Here is an 18789-nt window from a genome sequence, read left to right as displayed (position 1 = left end):
TACGTCGCGCATTGTGCGCGACATTGCGTTTGCCCCGTGCGCCAAAGGCGCACGCTACGCCGGTGCTCGATACCGCCGCCATCCCGTACGTCGCGCATTGTGCGCGACATCAAATACCGCCCGTGCGCCAAAGGCGCACGTTACGCTGGTGGTTGATGCCGCCGCCATCCCGTACGTCGCGCATTGTGCGCGACATCAGATATCGCCCGTGCGCCAAAGGCGCACGTTACGCTGGTGGTCGGTACGGCCGTCATACGTAGGTCGCGCATTGTGCGCGACATCAAATATCGCCCCGTGCGCAAAATGCGCACGTTACGCCGGTGGTTGATACCGCCGCCATCTCGTACGTCGCGCATTGTGCGCGACATCAGATATCGCCCCGTGCGCCAAAGGCGCACGTTACGCCGGTGGTCGGTACGGCCGTCATACGTAGGTCGCGCATTGTGCGCGACATCAGATACCGCGCGTGCGCCCAAGGCGCACGTTACGCGGGTGGTCGGTACGGCCGTCATACGTAGGTCGCGCATTGTGCGCGACATCAGATATCGCCCCGTGCGCCAGAGGCGCACGTTACGTCGGTGGTTGATATCACCCGTGCGCCAAAGGCGCACGTTACGCGACCGATCCAATGAGCAGATGATGCCGTAGGTATAGGTGAATGGAATTTAAAGGAAGGAGGAATAATGAGCAATACTGAGAATGCAAAAGTCGCTGGATTTACTGCTCCGGGTTTGAAAGAGGATGCTGCTCAAAAGGCCATCGCTCTGCTCGATGACCGCTTAGTTGCGCTTATCGACCTTCAGCTTACTTTAAAGCATGTTCATTGGAACGTGGTGGGTCCAAATTTCATCGGTGTGCATGAGATGCTTGATCCGCAGGTTGATGCGGTACGTGAAATGACAGACACCATTGCAGAGCGAATCGCGACCTTAGGCGGTGTGCCAGAAGGAACGCCAGAAGCGGTTGTGAGAAAGCGCTCATGGAAAGATTATTCGATCGGTAAGGGCTTAGTTGCTGAGCATTTATCTGAGCTTGATAAAGTCTACATTGGCGTCAACGGTGACCATCGGAAAGCCATCGATGAGTTGAGCGAGGTTGATCCGGTATCGGAAGATATGCTGACAGGTCAGTTGGGTGATTTAGAACAGTTCCAGTGGTTTGTTCGCGCTCACATTGAATCGTCTTCGGGCGAGTTGAAGCGGTAAGGTAGCGTGCGCATTTTGCGCACGGGGCAATCCGCGTGTCGCGCCAAAGGCTCGACGTACGTCGACGGGCGGCGCGACCTACCCGTAATATTGAACGCCGATTTCGATGCGTTTGCGGTCGTTTTTTACTCGCCAGCGGTTAGTATCGCGAAGTGAATAAATGCAGCCGCAGTACTCTTGCTGGTAAAAGCGTTCGCGCTTTGCCAGCTCTACCATCCGACTCGAGCCACCTTGCTTGCGCCAATTGAAAGTCCAGTAGGTAACATCATCATAGCGGGCTGCCGCGCGTTCGCCGCAATCATTAATTTGCTGCATATTTTTCCAACGTGAGATACCTAAGCAACTGGTGATCACGTCAAAACCATGCTCATGAGCATACAGGGCGGTGCGTTCAAACCGCATATCAAAGCAGACAGTGCAACGCTCTCCACGCTCGGGTTCCCACTCCAATCCACGCACACGCTCGAACCAGTTTTGGCTATCATAGTCGGCGTCGATAAACGGGATGCCCAATTTTTCGGCGAAGCGGATGTTTTCTTCTTTACGAATCAAATATTCTTTTTCGGGATGAATATTCGGGTTGTAAAAGAAGATCGTGATGTCGATGCCGGCATCAACCATGCGCTGCATGACGTCTCCAGCGCACGGGGCGCAGCAAGAGTGCAGTAGTACTTTATTGGATTCGGTGGGCGCTTCGAGCACGATACTTTGTTGCTTGGCCATGGTGGGCATCCGTTGTTTTGAGCAGATGCCCAGTATTGTGCATTTTTTTGGGAAAAAAGAAAGCATGGCTGTCGCGCCAAAGGCGCGACTTACGTCGGGCGTTGATGAGATGCATGGTTGTCGCGCCAAAGGCGCGACTTACGTCGGGCGTTGACGAGATGCATGGTTGTCGCGCCAAAGGCGCGACTTACGTCGGGCGTTGATGAGATGTATGGGCTGTCGCGCCAAAGGCGCGACCTACAGTTCGGCCTCGAGTTCTTTCATGGCTTTTTGGGCGCGGAACTCTTCGTAGAGTGCTTCTTTTGATTGCGGATCGATGGTGCGTTTTGAGGCGTCAATAATCGCATCAAAGGTGTCGCGGGTTTCGTCCAAAACAACCAAAGCACATAGATATTTTTTGCCATCAATCCGTGCCATTGCCATCTCTTCTGGCGTACTGCCCACTAATGTTTCGCTCGCCACCTGCTTAGACACTTGCTCAAACGTAGCGCCTACCGAGCTGCCGCCCTCGGCCTGTACTTTGCGGTTGTAGAGTTTATCCAACACGCTTGCTTTAACTTGGATCTGTTGCGTCAGGTCGGCGCGTGCTGCTGCAATCGCTTGCGGTTTATCGACCGCCATATTACCTGACCAATCGACGCACGATGAAGCCGCCAAGCCCTTGTCTGATTTCGGATTAAATACCCAGCTGGGCGCGGTATCGTTTGGGTTGCCAGTTACTTTTTGCATATCGCTATTCGTTTGCTGCTGTGCTTGTTGTTGCATTTGCTGTGCAGTGGGCTGTTGCGGCTGTGACGAGCAGGCGGTCAATAGCGCTGATAAGCTAAGTACGAGTAAAGTTTTTTTCATTAGAACGCTTCCATCATTTGTTGGTAATTAGTTTGGCGCTGCGTAATTTTGCGCAGGTAGTTTTTCGTTTCTTGTGCGGGTAAATAAGTCATTAAATGTTGGTAAGCCTGCTCGCGGCTCATTTTATTTGCTGCTGCACTGGCTTGGGCTAGCGAGTAGTCGTTGCCAAAGGTACGGGCTACGTTACCTGGCCCGGTGTTGTAAGCTGCAATTGATAAAAGCTCACGTACTTCATTGTTGCGAACCGTTTTAAAATAGCGGCGATTAAGCAGGTAATAGTAGACACTACCCGCCTGAATATTATTAGCGGGGTCGAACAAGTAGGCGGGGCTAAATAGCTGTTGCTCACCGTATAAAAAATCACTGATATCTTTGCCCGCGGACGTTGGCACAATTTGCATCAAGCCAAAGGCCGGAATATGCGATCGTGCCATTGGGTTAAAACTGGACTCTGTGTGGATGATCGCCAGTATCAAAGCGGGTGATAAGCCATGTTTTTGTGCGTAAACCTCAACCGTTGGTAACACGCGCTTGATACGTGCCTGTTGACTGTTAGGCGGTAACTTAACAGTTATTTTACTGGTCTTGGCTGTCGCTTCTTGAGTGGTTTCGGCGGTGCTATCAACGCTTGGCTGAGCGTCTAGAATGGGCGTATTGTCCTCAACTTCTATTGTTTGTTGCACCGCCTGCGGTAACTGCTTGATAACAGGATCTGATTTTAATGCGTTAGTTACAGTGGTCGTGCTGAGTTGGTTAAGTCGCTGTTGTAGTCTTTGCTTAAGCTGTGCCTTAGTCAAACGACCTTGCACTTCTACGGTGACGGTGTTGCGCTCATAGTCAACGACGGTGCGCTCTGAGGCATCCTCACTGTATTGAATAAAGCGTTTTTTGTCGGTGAGCTGTGGTTCTTCCCACACCTGTGCCAATTGTTTTTTGTAAGCAGACTCCGCTTCGCGCCATTGTTTGGCAAACTGTTCAAACGCCTGCCAATGCTCACGCTCAAACTGCTCAAATTCGGCTCGCTGTTGTGCAGCGAACTGCGCGAATGCTTCGTCTTCAGTGTTTGCATCTTGTGCCAATGCGGAAAATGCAAAACTACTAAGGATTAAAGTAGCTGTCCAAGTCAAAGGCCTTTTCGGCATCTTGCTTTTCCTTCTGTTGCTCGGCTTGTAAGCGCAAACGCTGACAGTCGATACTTTTACATGTGGATGTGATAGCTATGGTTTGTGCGTAATCTTGTTGCTTAAAATACAGTTGTGCGGCGGATTGCTTGGCGACATCAAGCGTGAGTTGGTCAGCCTGTAAGTTTTGTTGTAAATAGGCAAATTGACGTGGCTCAGGCGCGAGGTGCGCGATAAGGGTCACCGCGTCGGCACTACTATAGGGCTCACTTAAACTCACTTGCAGCAGTTGTTTTAATTGTGCTTGCTCTAGCTCGCCGCGCATTTGCCAAGCTGCGCGTACAGCTAGCGCTGCAAGATTAAGTGACTTATTTTCGATGACGACTTCGCCACTGCAGTGCTGCCAGCCGTCTGCCGTCCAGAGCTTTTCGTTATCGATGCGACCCGCAAAAAAGCTGACGCTGTCGGTAATCTCAAATCCGAGTGTATCGCTCAGTTCTGTTCTTAATGCCAACCGTTGCGGTTTGCTCAACAGTAAACGACACGCTTTCTGATCGACTTGTGCCGGTAGGTCAGACTCCGCCCTAACAGCGACACCTTGTTCAGTCGTTTGCTGCTGATAACGGTTCAGCAAAGTGAGCTCATTCGCAGTCACGGATGAGCTGCCCAAGGCAACCCATCCGCAGAACGCAAACAGTGTAGTTTTAACGAAGCAACTCGCCATTATAAGTTATCGTCCTCAGATACCTTGCCTGACGCGCCCTGTGGGTTGGCTGCTTTGTCATTGTCACCGCCGTAGATGTTAATTGCGCGACCCGAACTGTCTTTTTGAGCGCTACCGCGACCCTGCATTTCACGTTGCGCCTCTTTCGCGATAGCTTCGAACGTGGGCGAGTGAACGGCTACGGTATATTGCCAATGACCATCCGCGCTAACAAAGTTACGGGTTTGTACACCAGCAGGTAATGTTCCGCTTGCGATTGCTTGATACTCATCACTTGCTTTAAGTTGATTCATGAACTGAGTGCGATCATTATCTAACTTTTTCACTCTTGTTGGATCTTGTAGATTGGGATCGGTGTACTCAAACTGTTGGGTGCTCTCTAACTGTTCTTCGTTAAAGCCGCCTTGCCAATATACTTCCTCACCTTTCATGGTGCCCAATAATGCTGCTCGCGCACGTGTTTCTGACTGACGTTTAGCGACATCTTTCAGACGTTTTGCGACACGAGGATTATCGTTATCACGGACAATCGCTGAGCCATACCCCATTAGAATGACTTCGCCTGTATCGGCATGAGTGAGGATCTTAGCGCCCATCGGTGGTAATACACCGGTGTTAATATCAGTAACGATTTGTTTGAAAAGCGCGTTAGGATCGCTGGTAACAATCGCTGCGCCGGCATTTTCACGCACTTGAGAGCGCGTTTTAGGTGTTGAGATTAGGCTAATCCGTACTTGATTACTATCCACGTCGTCGTAAACGTCGTAGGTTACATAGCCGGCGAGCGAACCGTTGACTGATTCAATGCAGCGCTCTTTCATACCTGAGGTTTCGTTAGCCACTGAATCGGTGCCCGTATCGATGGTATCGATCGTCAGTTCAGCGAGGTTGTTACAGGTCACATCAACACCTTTGCCGTTTGAAACCAACTGACGTTTGGCGATGAGTGCAGCTTGGTTGTATGCCGCGCGCTTCGATAGCAAGGTGGCGTTCATGTTGTCGTAAGTTTGGTAGAACGCGCTACCTATCGACAAAATGCCTGTGCCACTGCCGACTTGAATTAAGCGAATGCCGTCTTCGCTGTTATCAACCAGTTGTTGGTGCGCAACAGCGACTGCTTCCTTTTCATTATTACCGACGACGATATTGCCCTCAGTGACTGTGGATGTACTCTCTACTTCTTGCCCAGGGCGAGCAGGGGTCATATCGGTTAAATCAAAATCTTGTGCTTGGGCGGCGCCGCTGATGCCTGCAATAATTGCTAGGCCAAGTAAGGTGCGTTTCATATTCTGTCCTTTATGGTCTTACTAGTTAAATCGAATGGTAAATTCATTGGCGATAACCGCCTTCGGTAATTCAGCGGCTGTAATAGGCTGCAAAGATTGTTGTAGCGCAGCAACCAGGTCGCCGGTTTTGCCACTAAAGCGCAGTTGGGCTTTATAAAATTTGCCGTCGTTAGATATGCTGACATCTTGTGCGCCACCTAGCGTAGAAATGACGCCTGACAGGCGTTCGGGTTTAGCGAGATAGCGGCTGTTGATATACACATCATGTACGAGCCCACCTTCTTGTACGACACGCATGAACGCATCGCCTAGCTGTTGGCGTAACGCTTTTTGTTGAGCATCCAGTGACAGGTGCACGTCAATTAAGTCGTATAGAGCGTCTTGGGCGTTGGGCAATGCGATCAGTGTGGGATCGTTTTGCCATTCGCCGTAGATGTTGCCTGCCTGATCCGTGACTTCAACATGCAAATAGAGGCGCGCCGTACCGTCGCGTTCTATCATGCGAGGTTTAGCATTAAGGATAAGGTTGGCATTTTCGCTGAGTTCAACGCCTTGACTTGAGAGCCAACGTTTTAACTCACTATCAAGTGGGGCCGGTGCATTGACGGCGACACGTGGCGAGCCAATTTGTTGCATGATGTGTGACGTAGCGATTTCAAGCTTTTGCTTTTCAACATCGGCACGCAGTGTGACCTGTACCCCCTCATCGGCAATAGCTTTTGAGTCTATTAATTGCCATTGCTTAACCACGCCTGAGGATTTGGTTTGCAACTGGCGAGCCACAAAGTCGTTCATCGCAAAGTTGTCGCTGGTGTCATTGGTATGACTCACGGTATTGGAGTATTGCGTGCGTTGCTCGGTAAGCCATACGCCGACGACTTGAGAAATAGCACGACGCAAGGCATCGAGCTCGGCCGCTTCGCGCGCACTCATGCCTTGTTGGCTATCAGGCCAACCTTCACCAACGACCGTGACCGATACGATGGTTTGCGCATCATCCCAGCTACCTTCGTCAGTCGTTGCTGTGCCGAGTGTTTGTTTAACGACACTGACCGTTACACACGTATCTGTACCTTCCAGGCGGGGCTTTGATGTGTTGGTTTTTAGGCCGCGCAGGTCGTAGCCCGTTTGCGCCATATCACTGAGTTGTTGTAACCACGTGGTGCTGGCGGTGTCCATTTCCTCATAGGTATCGGCGATACTCAGTACTTTGCCCGATTGCAGTGCCCGTGCGATGTCTGCTAGTGCTTCAGTTTTTGCTTGTTCGATAGCGCTGGCGCCGCGCCCATAAGCGCAGCGATCTGCTTGAATCTCACCGCTTAATAAGATGTTTAGATCTTGTGCTAGGGCGCTCGTCGAAGTTAGCCCCAGCATGACAGAGAGCAGCGCAGGTTTAACTCCAAACGCTTTTATCATGTACGGTTCTCCAAGAAATTAGCGGGGGTACCGACCGATACAGCAAAAATCTTAGCGCTATTGGTTGGACGGTATATGCCTGCTTGCGCCTGTGCTGAGATAGTGTCCGCTAATGATGAATCTTTCCACAGCGTCATTTCACCCATGGCGCTATTGCGCGATGGGTTCACATTCGCCACTCCGATAGGTTCGACAAAACCTGCGCTGTATTGGAAAATAATCATGGTTTCATTCGGTAAAACGCCCGCGTTCTGACCGCGGTCAAGGCTGATTTGGTTACCTTTAATGCCTAACACCTGTGCAGTCGCGGGCATTTCCGACAGCATGCGTGTAAGTAAGATATCAATACCACGCGATGCCATATCGTTGATCACGGCGTTGACATGGGCACTATCAAAGTAGCGGTAACCACTCACATAACGGTTGTTGGCCATGACGTATTTCAGCTCGCTGCGATCACGCACATCTTCGGATTTGACTCGGATTTTGCCGAGGTTAGGGTATGACAACATCTCACGGGTATAGGGGTCGATGGTCGCGGCAGTCAGCTCTAAGGTGTAGTCCATCCAGCCTGTGATACTGCCTTCGTTTTTAACGGTACGCAGTGTATCGAGCTTAACGACATAATCGGGTTGTAAGATACGACGATTGGCAGCGGTCCTTGCCACAGTGCTGGCGCCTTGTTGCTCGAGTTGTAGCTGCTTTTCTTCTGCGATGACACTGTCATCGCGGGTAACGATGCGGAAGCGGTTAATCCCCGCAAATTGGTTTTCCAGCATTTTCAGTAACTGGCTATCGTCGTACTGGCGCAGCGCGTCGACGCCTTGACCCTCACCACCGACGTCGGTACCGCTAAAGTACATACGCACGATAGGCTTTTTAAGTGGGCAACTATCGTTTTCATTGTTTCGATCGAAGCTGCAGTTTGCCAGCCCCTGCGTATCAAAGTAAGCAGGGACTTTGATGTCTTTATCTTCAAAGCGATAGGCACTCTTAGCTATGACTGCGTTAGAGGCGCGATTGCTCACTTGACCTGACTGTGTCTGCTGCGCCGGTTGAGTGGTTTGGCAGGCCGATAGTACGGCGGCGGCAGCCAGTGATAAAGCGATTTTAAAGGTGTTCTTCATGGTTATTCCTATTCTGAGCTAGCGTCAAACAGCCAATTTGAAACAGGCTGTTCGACTTTTGATTTAAGTTGGTTCTTTGCATCCGCGGCCGCCGCATCTGGCGTTGGGCCTTTGCCAATCACTTCGATCACTTGCTGGTGCAATTGCCGAAACGGAGAACTCGGCTCGGTCACCGATGCGATGAGTTGCTGGCGGTGCAAATAAAGGCTGCCCTGAGCGCGTTGTTGCGACTTTTGTTCCAGTTGCAACCATAGGTTAGGCTCACTATGCGTCGGTGTGTGCCGTTGAATGACGCCAACCAACGCGTTTAAGTTGCGACTGGCAACAATACGGAGTCCGAGAGATTGTTCCGCTTGAGTCAACAAGCTCAACTGATTCTTGAAGGGGTTATTCGATTGTGTCGGATCAATCTGTTCAAGTGCGAGCGCGTATGCATTAGCCGTTTTTAATGGTTCTTTATACCGTAGACTCCAAAGCAATTGCTGCGATGCATTGGCGTCTGAAGGAAAACGCAACGAACGATATTGCGCAATTTGGTTTTGTAAGAACTTACTAACGGCCTGTTTGCTCACAGCCACTTTTACGCTGATTGAGCCATCGGCATGGCGATAGCTTTGCTCGGGACTGATATCGTTAAACTGTAAAGGAACCGACTGTCCGGCCACGTTAAGTGTAAAACGGGTTTGGGTTTGTGTGGACTGTCCGGTTGACTGTTTCTCGTAGCGACTCAGCGATTCACTACGAATGGACATCGCGACTTGCTCTGCAATAGCCGCTAAAGCGGCTTGCATCGCTTGTGCTTGTGTCTCGGCTGTTGCGACCGCGCGATAATTTTGATTATCAGAGTGGGGCAGTTCATTGACCCATTGCGGTTGCTCTTGCGCGTGAACCGACGGATTGAGCGCTAGCAGTGAAACGACCGCTAGCGCTGGCGCAGAGAAACGCACGCCTAGCCTTTTGCTTCGAGTTCTGCTTGCAAACCATCGATGGCTTCGATGGTCTCTTGTTCAAGAGAAATCAATTCATTGGCATCGGATGCGAGACTGAGCTGATCTTTGGCGCGTAGCAATGCAAGTGCAACATCGTTGTCTGCAGTGCGCTCCTCATCGGCCATCATCATACCGCCCAACCAATTAGCGGCTGTAGCTTTGGCAATTTCTCCGCTGTATTGGGTTGTCAGATAACCTAACTTAATAAGCTGCGCGGCGAGCTCAATACCGAGCTGCGTATTTTGTTCGGAAACTTCATCAATCGCTGCTTGATAGGCGGTGATTTTGGGACCGATTTTTTCGTCTTCGGTGGTCGCTCCGGCATCGAATTCGAGGATGGCGGCTTGCAACTGTTCTGGTGTTTTACCTTGATGAGCAAAAAGGAAAGCTTGCACATCGGCATGATTTTCCGCTTGCGTACGGTATTCATCCATGACGCTGTATTGACGCTCTAAAATTGACGCGCAAATATTTAACACCTCATCGACGCCTGGGCTGATTTCGACACGATTAAAGCCAACTTCTTCAATGTTTGTAGATAAAGCAGCAATGGCATCAACTCGGTTCATAGTTGCGGCTTGTTCGTTACCAGAACCGTTAGACATACAACCAGAAGTAGCAAGAATTGCGGCGAGCGTAGGCGCCAAGATCCATTTGTTCATTGTTCATCCCTCGGGGTTATTGAAACGAGCTATAGGTATTTATTAACAAGTTGTTATTTGAGTTTTTGCTAATGTAAATATTCCGTTAAGATTGTTCAATAGTTTTTTTTGATTTTTGTAGTGGTGGGGGGAATATTTTGTGGCAGGGAGTCGTGCAGAACTTGGTTTTCATTTTTTTCTTTCCCTTTGACCTAATTGCTTTGTGAACCAGGCTTGTGTGGTAGCAGACGTGATCTCACCTATTTTATTGAGGAGCTGCTCGGTTTCGGTTACGTCATTGGCAGTATACCACGCGAGTAACTGAGCAAATTTTTTATTGCCTATCCGGTTTGCTAATTGTGTCAGGCGCAGCGGACCTAAGCCATAATTAACCCGATGTGATGCACGCTCGGGGGTATTGGCACGCCATACAAAACCAACACCTTTTGCAAGTTGTTGCCAGCGCTCAGCGACCTGTTGATAGGCGTGCTCGCCAAAGCGGCGTTTGAGTTGTTGTGCCGAGATGTACTCAGCAAAGGATTCCATCATCCAATAGTCGTGAGACATCGCATTGGCAAAGGGTGTCCAATGATGTGCTAACTCATGACAAACATACTGATAGTCAGCCTGGCGGGTTGAGAGGCTCGCTTTGCTCATTGAAATATAATGACCCCGAGCAAAACTCGGACCGTTGCGCTCTAAAACGATCAGGTGTGCTCGAGCAAGTTGATTATCCGAACTCATATTCGCGTTAAGCGCAGTCAGGCACTGACTACCATCATCGGCTAAGCGTTGTGCTTTGGTTGATGTGATGTCCTGATAAATCACTTCTACGTTGTTAACGGTTTTTATTTGGGGCGCTCGTTGAGCAAATAATACGACGTCGATTGCGGGCATATCGTTAATGACTAAGCGGCTATCCGCTGTAAGCCTTTGCTGGTGACCTGGGCTAAAAAGCGCCCAGTCTGTAGGCACTGTAAGTTGAACTTTTCCCGTCATTTTGGTCGCGAAGTCAGCGACAAAAGGATGCCATGCGGAATCGATACTGAGGTGAGCGCCTTGCTTGTTGATGTAGTTACCATGGCCTGCAGTTTCATCGATGAAGCCGGCGTACTTTAAATTTACGCTATAGGAAGGTTGTTGGGTGTATTTGAAGTTGAGTGTAATGAGATTCCATGGCGGGACACGAGTTGATGTCTCAATCGCATATGACTTCAACTGAGTGCCCGATATATGAGATATCGATTGTTGCTGGCTGAGTAGCAGCGTCAGTTGCTGGTTTTGGAGCAGTGAAGTCGGGATGATTAAAGTTACATCGGCACTGATGCCTGCTTCATCCGGCTTAAACGTTATCTTGCTGTCATATTGTACATAACGATTTGCTGGCTGAGCGCTAGCGCTTGAGAGCGTCCCAAGTAGCAGGGCAAAGAGTACAACATAAAAATGCTTCTTCACTTTATTCTCCAATGAACTGACCAACAAAATCGGTATACCGTGTCTTGTTAATTAAAGATTAAAATGTAGAATAACAATAAAACAACAAGCTGGATAGATAGTGGATATACCTCAAGATCAATCGTTGTGGGTTAAACATCGTTGGCTATTAATAATAGTCGTGTTATTTGGCGTGCTCGCTGCTACGGCGATTGCGATGTCGGACATGTTGATGCCAAGTCGCCAGCAATCTTCCGATGTAACTGTTGCAAAGGTTAAGACGCAACCTTTTAGTAAAGTCATTTCAGCCTATGGTGAACTGCGACCGCAACAGCAACGCACATTGATTGGTCGCTCGGCGGGTACTGTGATGGAGATTCGCAAGCGTCCTGGAGAACAGGTGAATGCTGATTCTATTGTACTGGTATTGTCAAACCCAGAGGTGGATAGTGCGGTGCAAAAAGCACAGCTTGATTTACAAAAGGCTGAAGCAGAACTTGCCGCGTTGCGTTCGGATTTATTAGACCAGCGTTTATCTTTAGATAATGAGCGGCGTCTACTTGAGGCTGAGATCTCGACTAAGCGCGCGGAGCTCGAAGCACAAGAAGAGCTTGCCCGAAACGCCATCGTATCTAAGTTAGATTTGCGTAAGGCGCAAATGCAGTTACGGCAACTCGAAATAAAACTGGAATTAGCCACTAAACGAGTTGAGAGCGCAGAGACTGCCTTGGCAGCGAAACTCTCGTCTGGCGAGTTACAAGTCCAACAAGCACGTTATTTATTAGAGATTAGTCGTGAAAAGCAAGATGCACTCAACGTGCGTGCGGGTATGCAAGGCGTATTGGAAAGTCAGGAGAGTAGTCTTGCTTTGGGTCAGTGGATTGCCCAAGGAACCTCGCTGGGGATTGTTTCGAGTAACGATAGTTTATTTGCGGAACTTAATGTAAACGCTGCAGATGCATCGAGCGTGCAGTTGGGTATGCCGGTGACGCTGAGTGTGCGTGGACACCGAGTCACTGGTGAGGTCATGCGTGTGGCGCCCAATGCGAGCCAAAATCAGGTTCAAGTGGATGTTGCGTTACAAAATGAGCTTCCCAAAGTAGCGCGTAGCAATATTGATGTGCGTGGCGATATTGCTATTGTTCGACGTGATAACGCCCATGTGCTTCCTCGCCCTGCGCACTACCGGGAAGGAGATCCGTTGATGCTTTATCAGCACCAACAGGGAGACCAATACAGTGTGGTTGAGGTGCCCGTTTTAGAGGCTTCCAAAGACTATATTCAACTCGCCGACAGCGTCGCTGTGGGTACCGAATTTGTGCTCAGCGATCCAGCCAACTGGGAGCGCGCGTCGATAATTCAACTGTAGCTCGCTTTGGGCACGACATCAGGTGTGTCGCGTGCGCCTAAGGCGCACGCTCCTGCGGAATCGAATACCTATGACCCCATTTCTGATAAAATACACGCTAAGGCAATGGCGTTTGCACCTGATGCAAAGTGCGGTGTTAATAACCGGGTTTAGCTTATGCTGCGCTTTTCTCATCGGTTTGACTGCGACCGCACCCACTTTATTCGCTGACCGTGAGCCATGGATGCCCGATGAGCCGAATTTAGTAACCCTCGGTTTAGAAACTCAGACGCAAACGTTTAAACCGATGACGTCTGAACAGCTCGCGTTATTTGAGCACTCACCGGCAATTGAGAAATTGATGCACATTTCTACCGGTGTTCACCATGTAATGGTGAGCCCGGAGGGTGAACGCTTTGACTCACCTCGGTTATTATTTGTCTCGCGTAATTTCATCGACACCTTTGCCGACCATTTACCAACGTCCTTTACCAAGCTTCAAGGCTCGGAAATGATTATTTCACATGAGTTTTGGGCTGACGAGAATTCATCTCGAGCGATTGATGATCTGGTGATGAGTTTTCCCGATACGGGTGTAAGTTATCCCGTGGTGGGTGTTTTGCCTAAGGACTTCTCGTTGTTCTCTGGACGTCAATTCGATGCGATCATGCTTATTCCTCAAATTAAGCAAACTTTCGTCGTTAAATTTGGTAACGACGACCGGGTAAGTGATGAACAGCGGGCATTTTTTACGAAAGAACTGATAAAAACTGCAAATAGCTCGTTCGGCATCGCGGAAGTGAAACCTGGTTACACGATTGACCAAGTGAAGCCTGTTCGTCCAGAAACTGATGAACAAAGTGACAAATACTCGTTTGTTTCGCACTCAAGTTCGGGCAGTTGGCTTCCTAAAGTAGTTGCAGGAGTGCAGTTTTTTCCTCATCAACGCAATGAGGTACAACGACAATGGTGGATGCTATTCGGTTTGGCCGTCGCATTTTTTGTCCTTACTCTGTTTAACCTGATCACCTCTAATTTCTCGCTTTATTTGCAACGCCTGAGTGAGTTTCAGACGCGTCAGGCGGTTGGCGCAAACCATCAGGATTTATTCAAACTGATATTGGTCGAGAACTCTATTTTAGGCAGTGTCGCCGCTGTATTGGGCGTGGCTGGCAGTCACTGGTTAATTGCGTGGTTAGCTGATCAAATGGCGTTGGTAGGCGAGGTATCAGCGACCATGAGTATAGCTGCGGCAGCACTCAGTGCAGTATTGATTATATTGGTTGTCACGTTGTTGGGTAGTGTGCCGTTTGCGATTATGAATAAAAAGGCGGCATTCTCGCGCGCCAGAGGTCACGGCAAGAGCCGCTTTCAGCAGCTGCTTGATAACGGCAATATGGTTGTTCAGGTCGGATTCTCGTTCATTGCGATTACAGCAACGGTCGCGTTGTGGTTGACTCAAGATGCGCGTTTATCATCGGTGCCAATGGATAGCGAAGTACAGCAAATTACTTATGCTAAGGCGGTGACAGAGTCGTCTCAGGTTATTGTGCTTGATGAGTGGCTTAAAGATACAGCGAGTTTAGATTTTGAAACGGCATTTTCAATGAAGTCGGTGGTTGAGTCCGATTTGAGTGCTATTAAAGTTGACTTAGAAAACCCCAACTCTCCGAGTGCGAGCACTATGCAAATCATGGCGGTATCTAAAAGCTATTTGTCGCTGCTAGGCGCGAACGTTTTAACAGGCTACCGGGATCCTGAGCAAGGTAACCGAGTGGTCATTAATCGATCGGCAGCGCTGGCTTTGGGGTTCGACAACCCCAACGAAGCCGTTGGCCAGCGTATTTATATTAAAAACGCCCATAGTTTTCGGTTGTCTGAAGGAGCACCCATTATTATTCGGGGCGTTATCGAAGATTTACCCCACGAAAGCTTGAATCAGAGAGCCTCACCCGTGGTCTACAACTTGGCGGTGAGTAGCGTTATTGCCCCTTATCAGCTTAGTTTTATTGCGCGTGGTGATAATGTTGCGCTGTTACGGGCTTGGTTGGATGGCAAGTCAGACGCCAGTGAGGGCGTCTTTAAGGTGAGTCAACAAGCTTCTGTAGGTGAGTTATTGCAAATGCAAGATGAACAGTGGTTTAAACTGGCTAAGCTAGTGCTTGTGTTGACCGTGCTAGTCTGTGGCTTAGCAGCAACAGGGGTGTATCAGCATTTGATGGCTTATTTGATTGAGCGCGGCCGTCGCTATGCGATTATGCAAGCGGTCGGCGCGCAGATAAATGATGTACTTGTCAGCATTGCCGAATCGCTGCTGCCTAGAGTTCTATTGGGACTGCTGCTCGGCGGTGCGGCGTTGATGAGTTTAAACGGTTGGTTCGCTGACGAATTTTATGCCCCTTTGGTGACCGCTCAATCGCTGGGTTGGAGTCTTTTAGGCTTTTCGATATTGCTTTTGTTGAGCTGCGTTCCAGCCCTTTATCGACAGCTGTCCCGTCCTATTTCCCGCGCTATGGCATAGACCGCGCCTTGGCGCGACATCAGGTGTGTCGCGTGCGCCCAAGGCGCACGTTACCGTGGCGTAAGCTCCAGAGATAGCCGATTATACCAAGAAGCGGACCCGGCAGGAGAAGCCAGACCGCGTCGAGCTGTATGCTTTCAAATAGTCGAGTAATCAAGGCAATTGATACAATGGTCACGGAAAAGCCGATGGCATTTTGAATAGCCAGTGCACCGCCCACTTGATCTGCTGGGCAGCTTTTTGCGGATAATGCCGAAAATTGTGGCGAATCGGCAATAACGCTGGCACCCCAGATGAGCAGTAACGCCGACAATGCGTATGAACCTAGCTGTTCGGCAAACACTACAAACGTAACAATCGATAATCCTGATATACCCAACGTAGTAAGCGCCACGGCCTGACTACCTACTTTATTGGATGCCCAACCGCCGATTATACAGCCGACCGCACCGGCAGCGATGATAAAAAAACTGATAGATGAAATGGTTGCCGAGATTGATTGCGCTCCTAACAGCGTTTCACTCACTAACAAAGGAATTATCGTCCAAAACGCATATAACTCCCACATGTGCCCAAAGTAGCCGAGCGCCGCGGCCCTAAACCGAGGCAGTCTAAAAATGCCAAGTATGGCAAGCCGCTTGTTACTCAAAGGCTTACCTGAGAAAGCGTGCGGGCCATCGCCTAAAAGTGCAATGAGTAGTGCCGCGACTACAGCAAGTAAAGATGAGGTACTGACTATCCATTGCCAGTTAAAACTTGCACCCAGCGCTTTTAACCCATGCGGTAACGCCGTACCTAGCGTCAGCATCGCGACCAATAAAGCAAGGGCGGCGCCGGTGCGCTCTGGCGCCCAGCCTACGATCAGCTTCATTCCCATGGGGTAAATACAAGCGAGCGATAATCCCACGAAAAACCGGAATATAATTGCAATAGCAAGTCCATCGCTTGCCCACGCGAACAGTACATTAAAACTGGCACCTGCGAGTGCGCCGACGACAAAGATGTGACTGGCATGAAAACGATCAGCGAGACCTGAAAATGCGAGCATGAGAGTGCCGACAATAAACCCGAATTGAACCGCATTGGTCAGCCAACCAATATCACTCGGCGTTAACTGCCAGGCACTCATTAAATCAGGTGCGGCGCTGTTGGCGCTAAACCACAGCGAAGTCCCCAGTAATTGTGCGATAGCGATAATCAGGACTTTCAAGTCATGATCTCCGTTCGCCAAGCGCGTGCGTCAAATCGACCAACGGCATGGGTTTATAAAACTTGAAGCCCTGCAAGTAATGACAACCGCGCGAGCTGAAGTAGTGGTGTTGGGTTTCGTCTTCGATACCTTCGACCACAATAGTTTTATCAAGCTGTTGCGCCATAAAGATAATTGAATCAACCAAGGGGTACTCGGTATTGTTCTGCGAAACTTGATCGGTGAAGGACTTATCGATTTTTAGAATATCGATAGGCAAATCGCTTAAGTAAGACAAGCTACTATAGCCTGTACCAAAATCATCAATAGCGACCTGGATGCCGGCTTCTTTCAACGTGGTGAGTTTTTGTTTTACCAACTTAATATCTTTTGCGACGACACTCTCGGTGAGTTCTGCACATAAGTCAGCGGGAGCAAATTGATACGTTTGGCAAAGCTGGATAAGGTCTTGTGCGATATCGGTTTGATGAAACTGCTGTACCGAGAGGTTGAGCGACAAGTTAATTTTATATTTTTTGCATAACGGTGCCATATCACGAATCGCTTTTGTCATAACAAACTGACTGAGTTGAGTGATTTGGCCGGTTTGTTCGGCCACTGGAATAAACTGGCCGGGTGAAATAAAGCTACCGTCCGACTGTGGCCAGCGAGCGAGGGCCTCAACACCTTTTATCGCACCCGTCTTAGCATCAACGATCGGCTGATAGTGAACATCGAGTTGATTATTGTCGAGCGCAATTTGTAGACGATTGCGAAGGCACAGTGCCTCTTGATAGTGTCGCGCCATCGCTTCTTGATACAGCACATAATGATTACCACCGAGCTGCTTGGCAAAGCTCATCGCGACGTCGGCTCGTTGGATGGCGTCCTCTGCATTGGTTTGACGATTTTCGATGCGATAAACGCCTAAACTGGCTGTCACATGCAGTGAGAACTCGTCGACACCGATCTTTTCACGGACCGTTGCCAGTATCTGGCGGCAATAGTCTTCGATATCAAAGTCTTTTACTGTCTTTATAAACACAATGAATTCGTCACTACTAAAACGCGCCACTTTGACAAACTCGGGCTTGTTATCGAGTAATCGACGTGCAATGGTTTTGAGTACGAGGTTCCCCGTGCTTTGACCTAAACTATCGTTAATCGGCTTAAAGCCATCAAGGTCGATAAAAATAACCCAACCAGAGTGACCGTGATTGTTTAGGTGATTTTGGATGTAACATTCAAGGTACGAGCGCCTATACAAGTCAGTGGTACCGTCGTGTTGTGCGATATAGCTGAGTTTGTCTTTTTCTGCACGTAAGCGAGTATTGGTAAAGAAAGCGAAGGTCAGTACTACTGCGAATACAAACCCTGCGAAGTACACCATGAGACTGGTTTGCGCTGCAATGAGGATCGGGTCGCTCATGGTAACAAAGTCGCCCATCTCAAGAATTTTGTTAATTTGCCGCGTTGATACATAGGTCCATAAGCAGGCTAGGAAAAACTGCGTGAGTGATAGCGTCAACCAACTGGTGGGTGAGAGCATCGTGTAGTTGTATTCGTCAGACCATTCCATGGCTAATAGGGTTGCGGATACGACGGTGATTACAAAAGCACACAGAGCGATTTCAAATACATTGGATTGGCTCGCTAAGCTGGCGTTCATGGTGAACAAGCAATAGAGGTCGAATAAGCCGACCACGAGACCAAAGAGACTGGTGGCTAAGCCCAGTACCCGGTATAGCCCTGCAATTTTGAATACGCAAAATGTCGCTCCCGCCATCAAAATGAATAGCCGCATGGTGAGGGGCGGCATACCGTTCGATAGAGCGAGTGTGATGGATTCTGAGAATAATAGAATGATCCCAAAGCCGAAGAGCACAAAGCCGGCTGTGCGAGTTATCCAATACTTTTGTAGCACGTAACCAAAGTAGATCGCACTGACAAGGAAGCCGGCAATAACACATGTGGCGGACAGTAATGGGAGTTGGCTCGGTGGCAGAAATTGTGGCTGTATCAGCGTTGCTATTGCGCCAAATAACGTTGCCACCGCGACGTTGATAATGACCGAAGCTGAAATCGTCCGTTTTATTTGCATAGTCACATTTAAATTTACGTCAAAGCTAAATGCTAATCGATTTCAGTTGATATGACTATACAATTGTTAATAGGATCTGATCGTGCGCAAAATGCGCACGCTACGTCGCGTGGGG

16 protein-coding genes are annotated in these 18789 nt (G+C 49.3%); 3 read left to right on the top strand and 13 right to left on the bottom strand.

Annotation, left to right across the window (positions count from 1 at the left end; translation table 11 throughout):
* Positions 1 to 140: 140 nt before the first annotated feature.
* Positions 141 to 539, bottom strand: a complete 399-nt coding sequence (locus tag B2X00_RS04395; protein WP_290486281.1) for a hypothetical protein — start codon at positions 537 to 539, stop codon at positions 141 to 143.
* Positions 540 to 683: 144 nt separating this feature from the next.
* Here B2X00_RS04395 and dps point away from each other — a divergent pair, with 144 nt between their 5' ends.
* Positions 684 to 1205, top strand: coding sequence for a DNA starvation/stationary phase protection protein Dps (gene dps / locus B2X00_RS04390; RefSeq protein ID WP_290486280.1), 522 nt, complete (start codon positions 684 to 686; stop codon positions 1203 to 1205).
* 78 nt (positions 1206 to 1283) lie between these two features.
* Here the strand turns inward: dps and B2X00_RS04385 are convergent, their stop codons facing one another.
* From B2X00_RS04385 to B2X00_RS04340, 10 genes are all read right to left on the bottom strand, one after another.
* Positions 1284 to 1928: an epoxyqueuosine reductase QueH gene (locus tag B2X00_RS04385; protein WP_006955007.1), complete on the bottom strand. Its 645-nt coding sequence runs from the start codon at positions 1926 to 1928 to the stop codon at positions 1284 to 1286.
* A gap of 237 nt (positions 1929 to 2165) precedes the next feature.
* A complete protein-coding gene (locus B2X00_RS04380) occupies positions 2166 to 2777 on the bottom strand; it encodes a hypothetical protein (protein WP_290486279.1) in 612 nt (203 codons plus the stop codon).
* Positions 2777 to 3919: a transglycosylase SLT domain-containing protein gene (locus B2X00_RS04375; RefSeq protein WP_290486278.1), complete on the bottom strand. Its 1143-nt coding sequence runs from the start codon at positions 3917 to 3919 to the stop codon at positions 2777 to 2779. The genes B2X00_RS04380 and B2X00_RS04375 overlap by 1 nt, the downstream gene beginning before the upstream one ends.
* Positions 3876 to 4622: a hypothetical protein gene (locus tag B2X00_RS04370; RefSeq protein WP_290486277.1), complete on the bottom strand. Its 747-nt coding sequence runs from the start codon at positions 4620 to 4622 to the stop codon at positions 3876 to 3878. Before B2X00_RS04370 ends, B2X00_RS04375 begins: the two co-directional genes overlap by 44 nt.
* On the bottom strand, positions 4622 to 5908 hold the full coding sequence (locus tag B2X00_RS04365; RefSeq protein ID WP_290486276.1) for a hypothetical protein: 1287 nt from the start codon (positions 5906 to 5908) through the stop codon (positions 4622 to 4624). The genes B2X00_RS04370 and B2X00_RS04365 overlap by 1 nt, the downstream gene beginning before the upstream one ends.
* Positions 5909 to 5929: 21 nt before the next feature.
* Positions 5930 to 7324, bottom strand: a complete 1395-nt coding sequence (locus B2X00_RS04360; protein WP_290486275.1) for a hypothetical protein — start codon at positions 7322 to 7324, stop codon at positions 5930 to 5932.
* Complete coding sequence (locus tag B2X00_RS04355; protein WP_290486274.1) at positions 7321 to 8451, bottom strand: hypothetical protein; 1131 nt, start codon at positions 8449 to 8451, stop codon at positions 7321 to 7323. Before B2X00_RS04355 ends, B2X00_RS04360 begins: the two co-directional genes overlap by 4 nt.
* A gap of 8 nt (positions 8452 to 8459) precedes the next feature.
* Positions 8460 to 9398 carry a hypothetical protein gene (locus B2X00_RS04350; protein ID WP_290486273.1) on the bottom strand — a complete coding sequence of 313 codons (939 nt, stop codon included), beginning with the start codon at positions 9396 to 9398 and terminating at the stop codon, positions 8460 to 8462.
* Positions 9399 to 9400: 2 nt separating this feature from the next.
* Entirely contained in the window at positions 9401 to 10102 is a 702-nt protein-coding gene (locus B2X00_RS04345; RefSeq protein ID WP_290486272.1) for a hypothetical protein, read from the bottom strand.
* A gap of 168 nt (positions 10103 to 10270) precedes the next feature.
* On the bottom strand, positions 10271 to 11536 hold the full coding sequence (locus tag B2X00_RS04340) for a hypothetical protein (RefSeq protein ID WP_290486271.1): 1266 nt from the start codon (positions 11534 to 11536) through the stop codon (positions 10271 to 10273).
* Between the two features lie 100 nt (positions 11537 to 11636).
* Here B2X00_RS04340 and B2X00_RS04335 point away from each other — a divergent pair, with 100 nt between their 5' ends.
* Both B2X00_RS04335 and B2X00_RS04330 read left to right on the top strand, forming a co-directional pair.
* Positions 11637 to 12884: an HlyD family secretion protein gene (locus tag B2X00_RS04335; protein ID WP_290486270.1), complete on the top strand. Its 1248-nt coding sequence runs from the start codon at positions 11637 to 11639 to the stop codon at positions 12882 to 12884.
* A gap of 70 nt (positions 12885 to 12954) precedes the next feature.
* The gene (locus tag B2X00_RS04330) at positions 12955 to 15384 is read left to right on the top strand and encodes an FtsX-like permease family protein (protein WP_290486269.1); all 2430 of its coding nucleotides are present in this window, start codon (positions 12955 to 12957) and stop codon (positions 15382 to 15384) included.
* A 19-nt stretch (positions 15385 to 15403) separates the two neighbouring features.
* Here the strand turns inward: B2X00_RS04330 and B2X00_RS04325 are convergent, their stop codons facing one another.
* On the bottom strand, positions 15404 to 16594 hold the full coding sequence (locus B2X00_RS04325) for an MFS transporter (protein ID WP_290486268.1): 1191 nt from the start codon (positions 16592 to 16594) through the stop codon (positions 15404 to 15406).
* Position 16595: 1 nt separating this feature from the next.
* The gene (locus B2X00_RS04320; protein WP_290486267.1) at positions 16596 to 18674 is read right to left on the bottom strand and encodes a putative bifunctional diguanylate cyclase/phosphodiesterase; all 2079 of its coding nucleotides are present in this window, start codon (positions 18672 to 18674) and stop codon (positions 16596 to 16598) included.
* Positions 18675 to 18789 lie beyond the last annotated feature (115 nt).

Origin of the sequence: Idiomarina sp. UBA3162 (genome assembly GCF_002364475.1) — a bacterium.
Taxonomy (GTDB): Bacteria; Pseudomonadota; Gammaproteobacteria; order Enterobacterales; family Alteromonadaceae; genus Idiomarina.
This window is presented reverse-complemented; position numbering and strand designations above follow the sequence as displayed.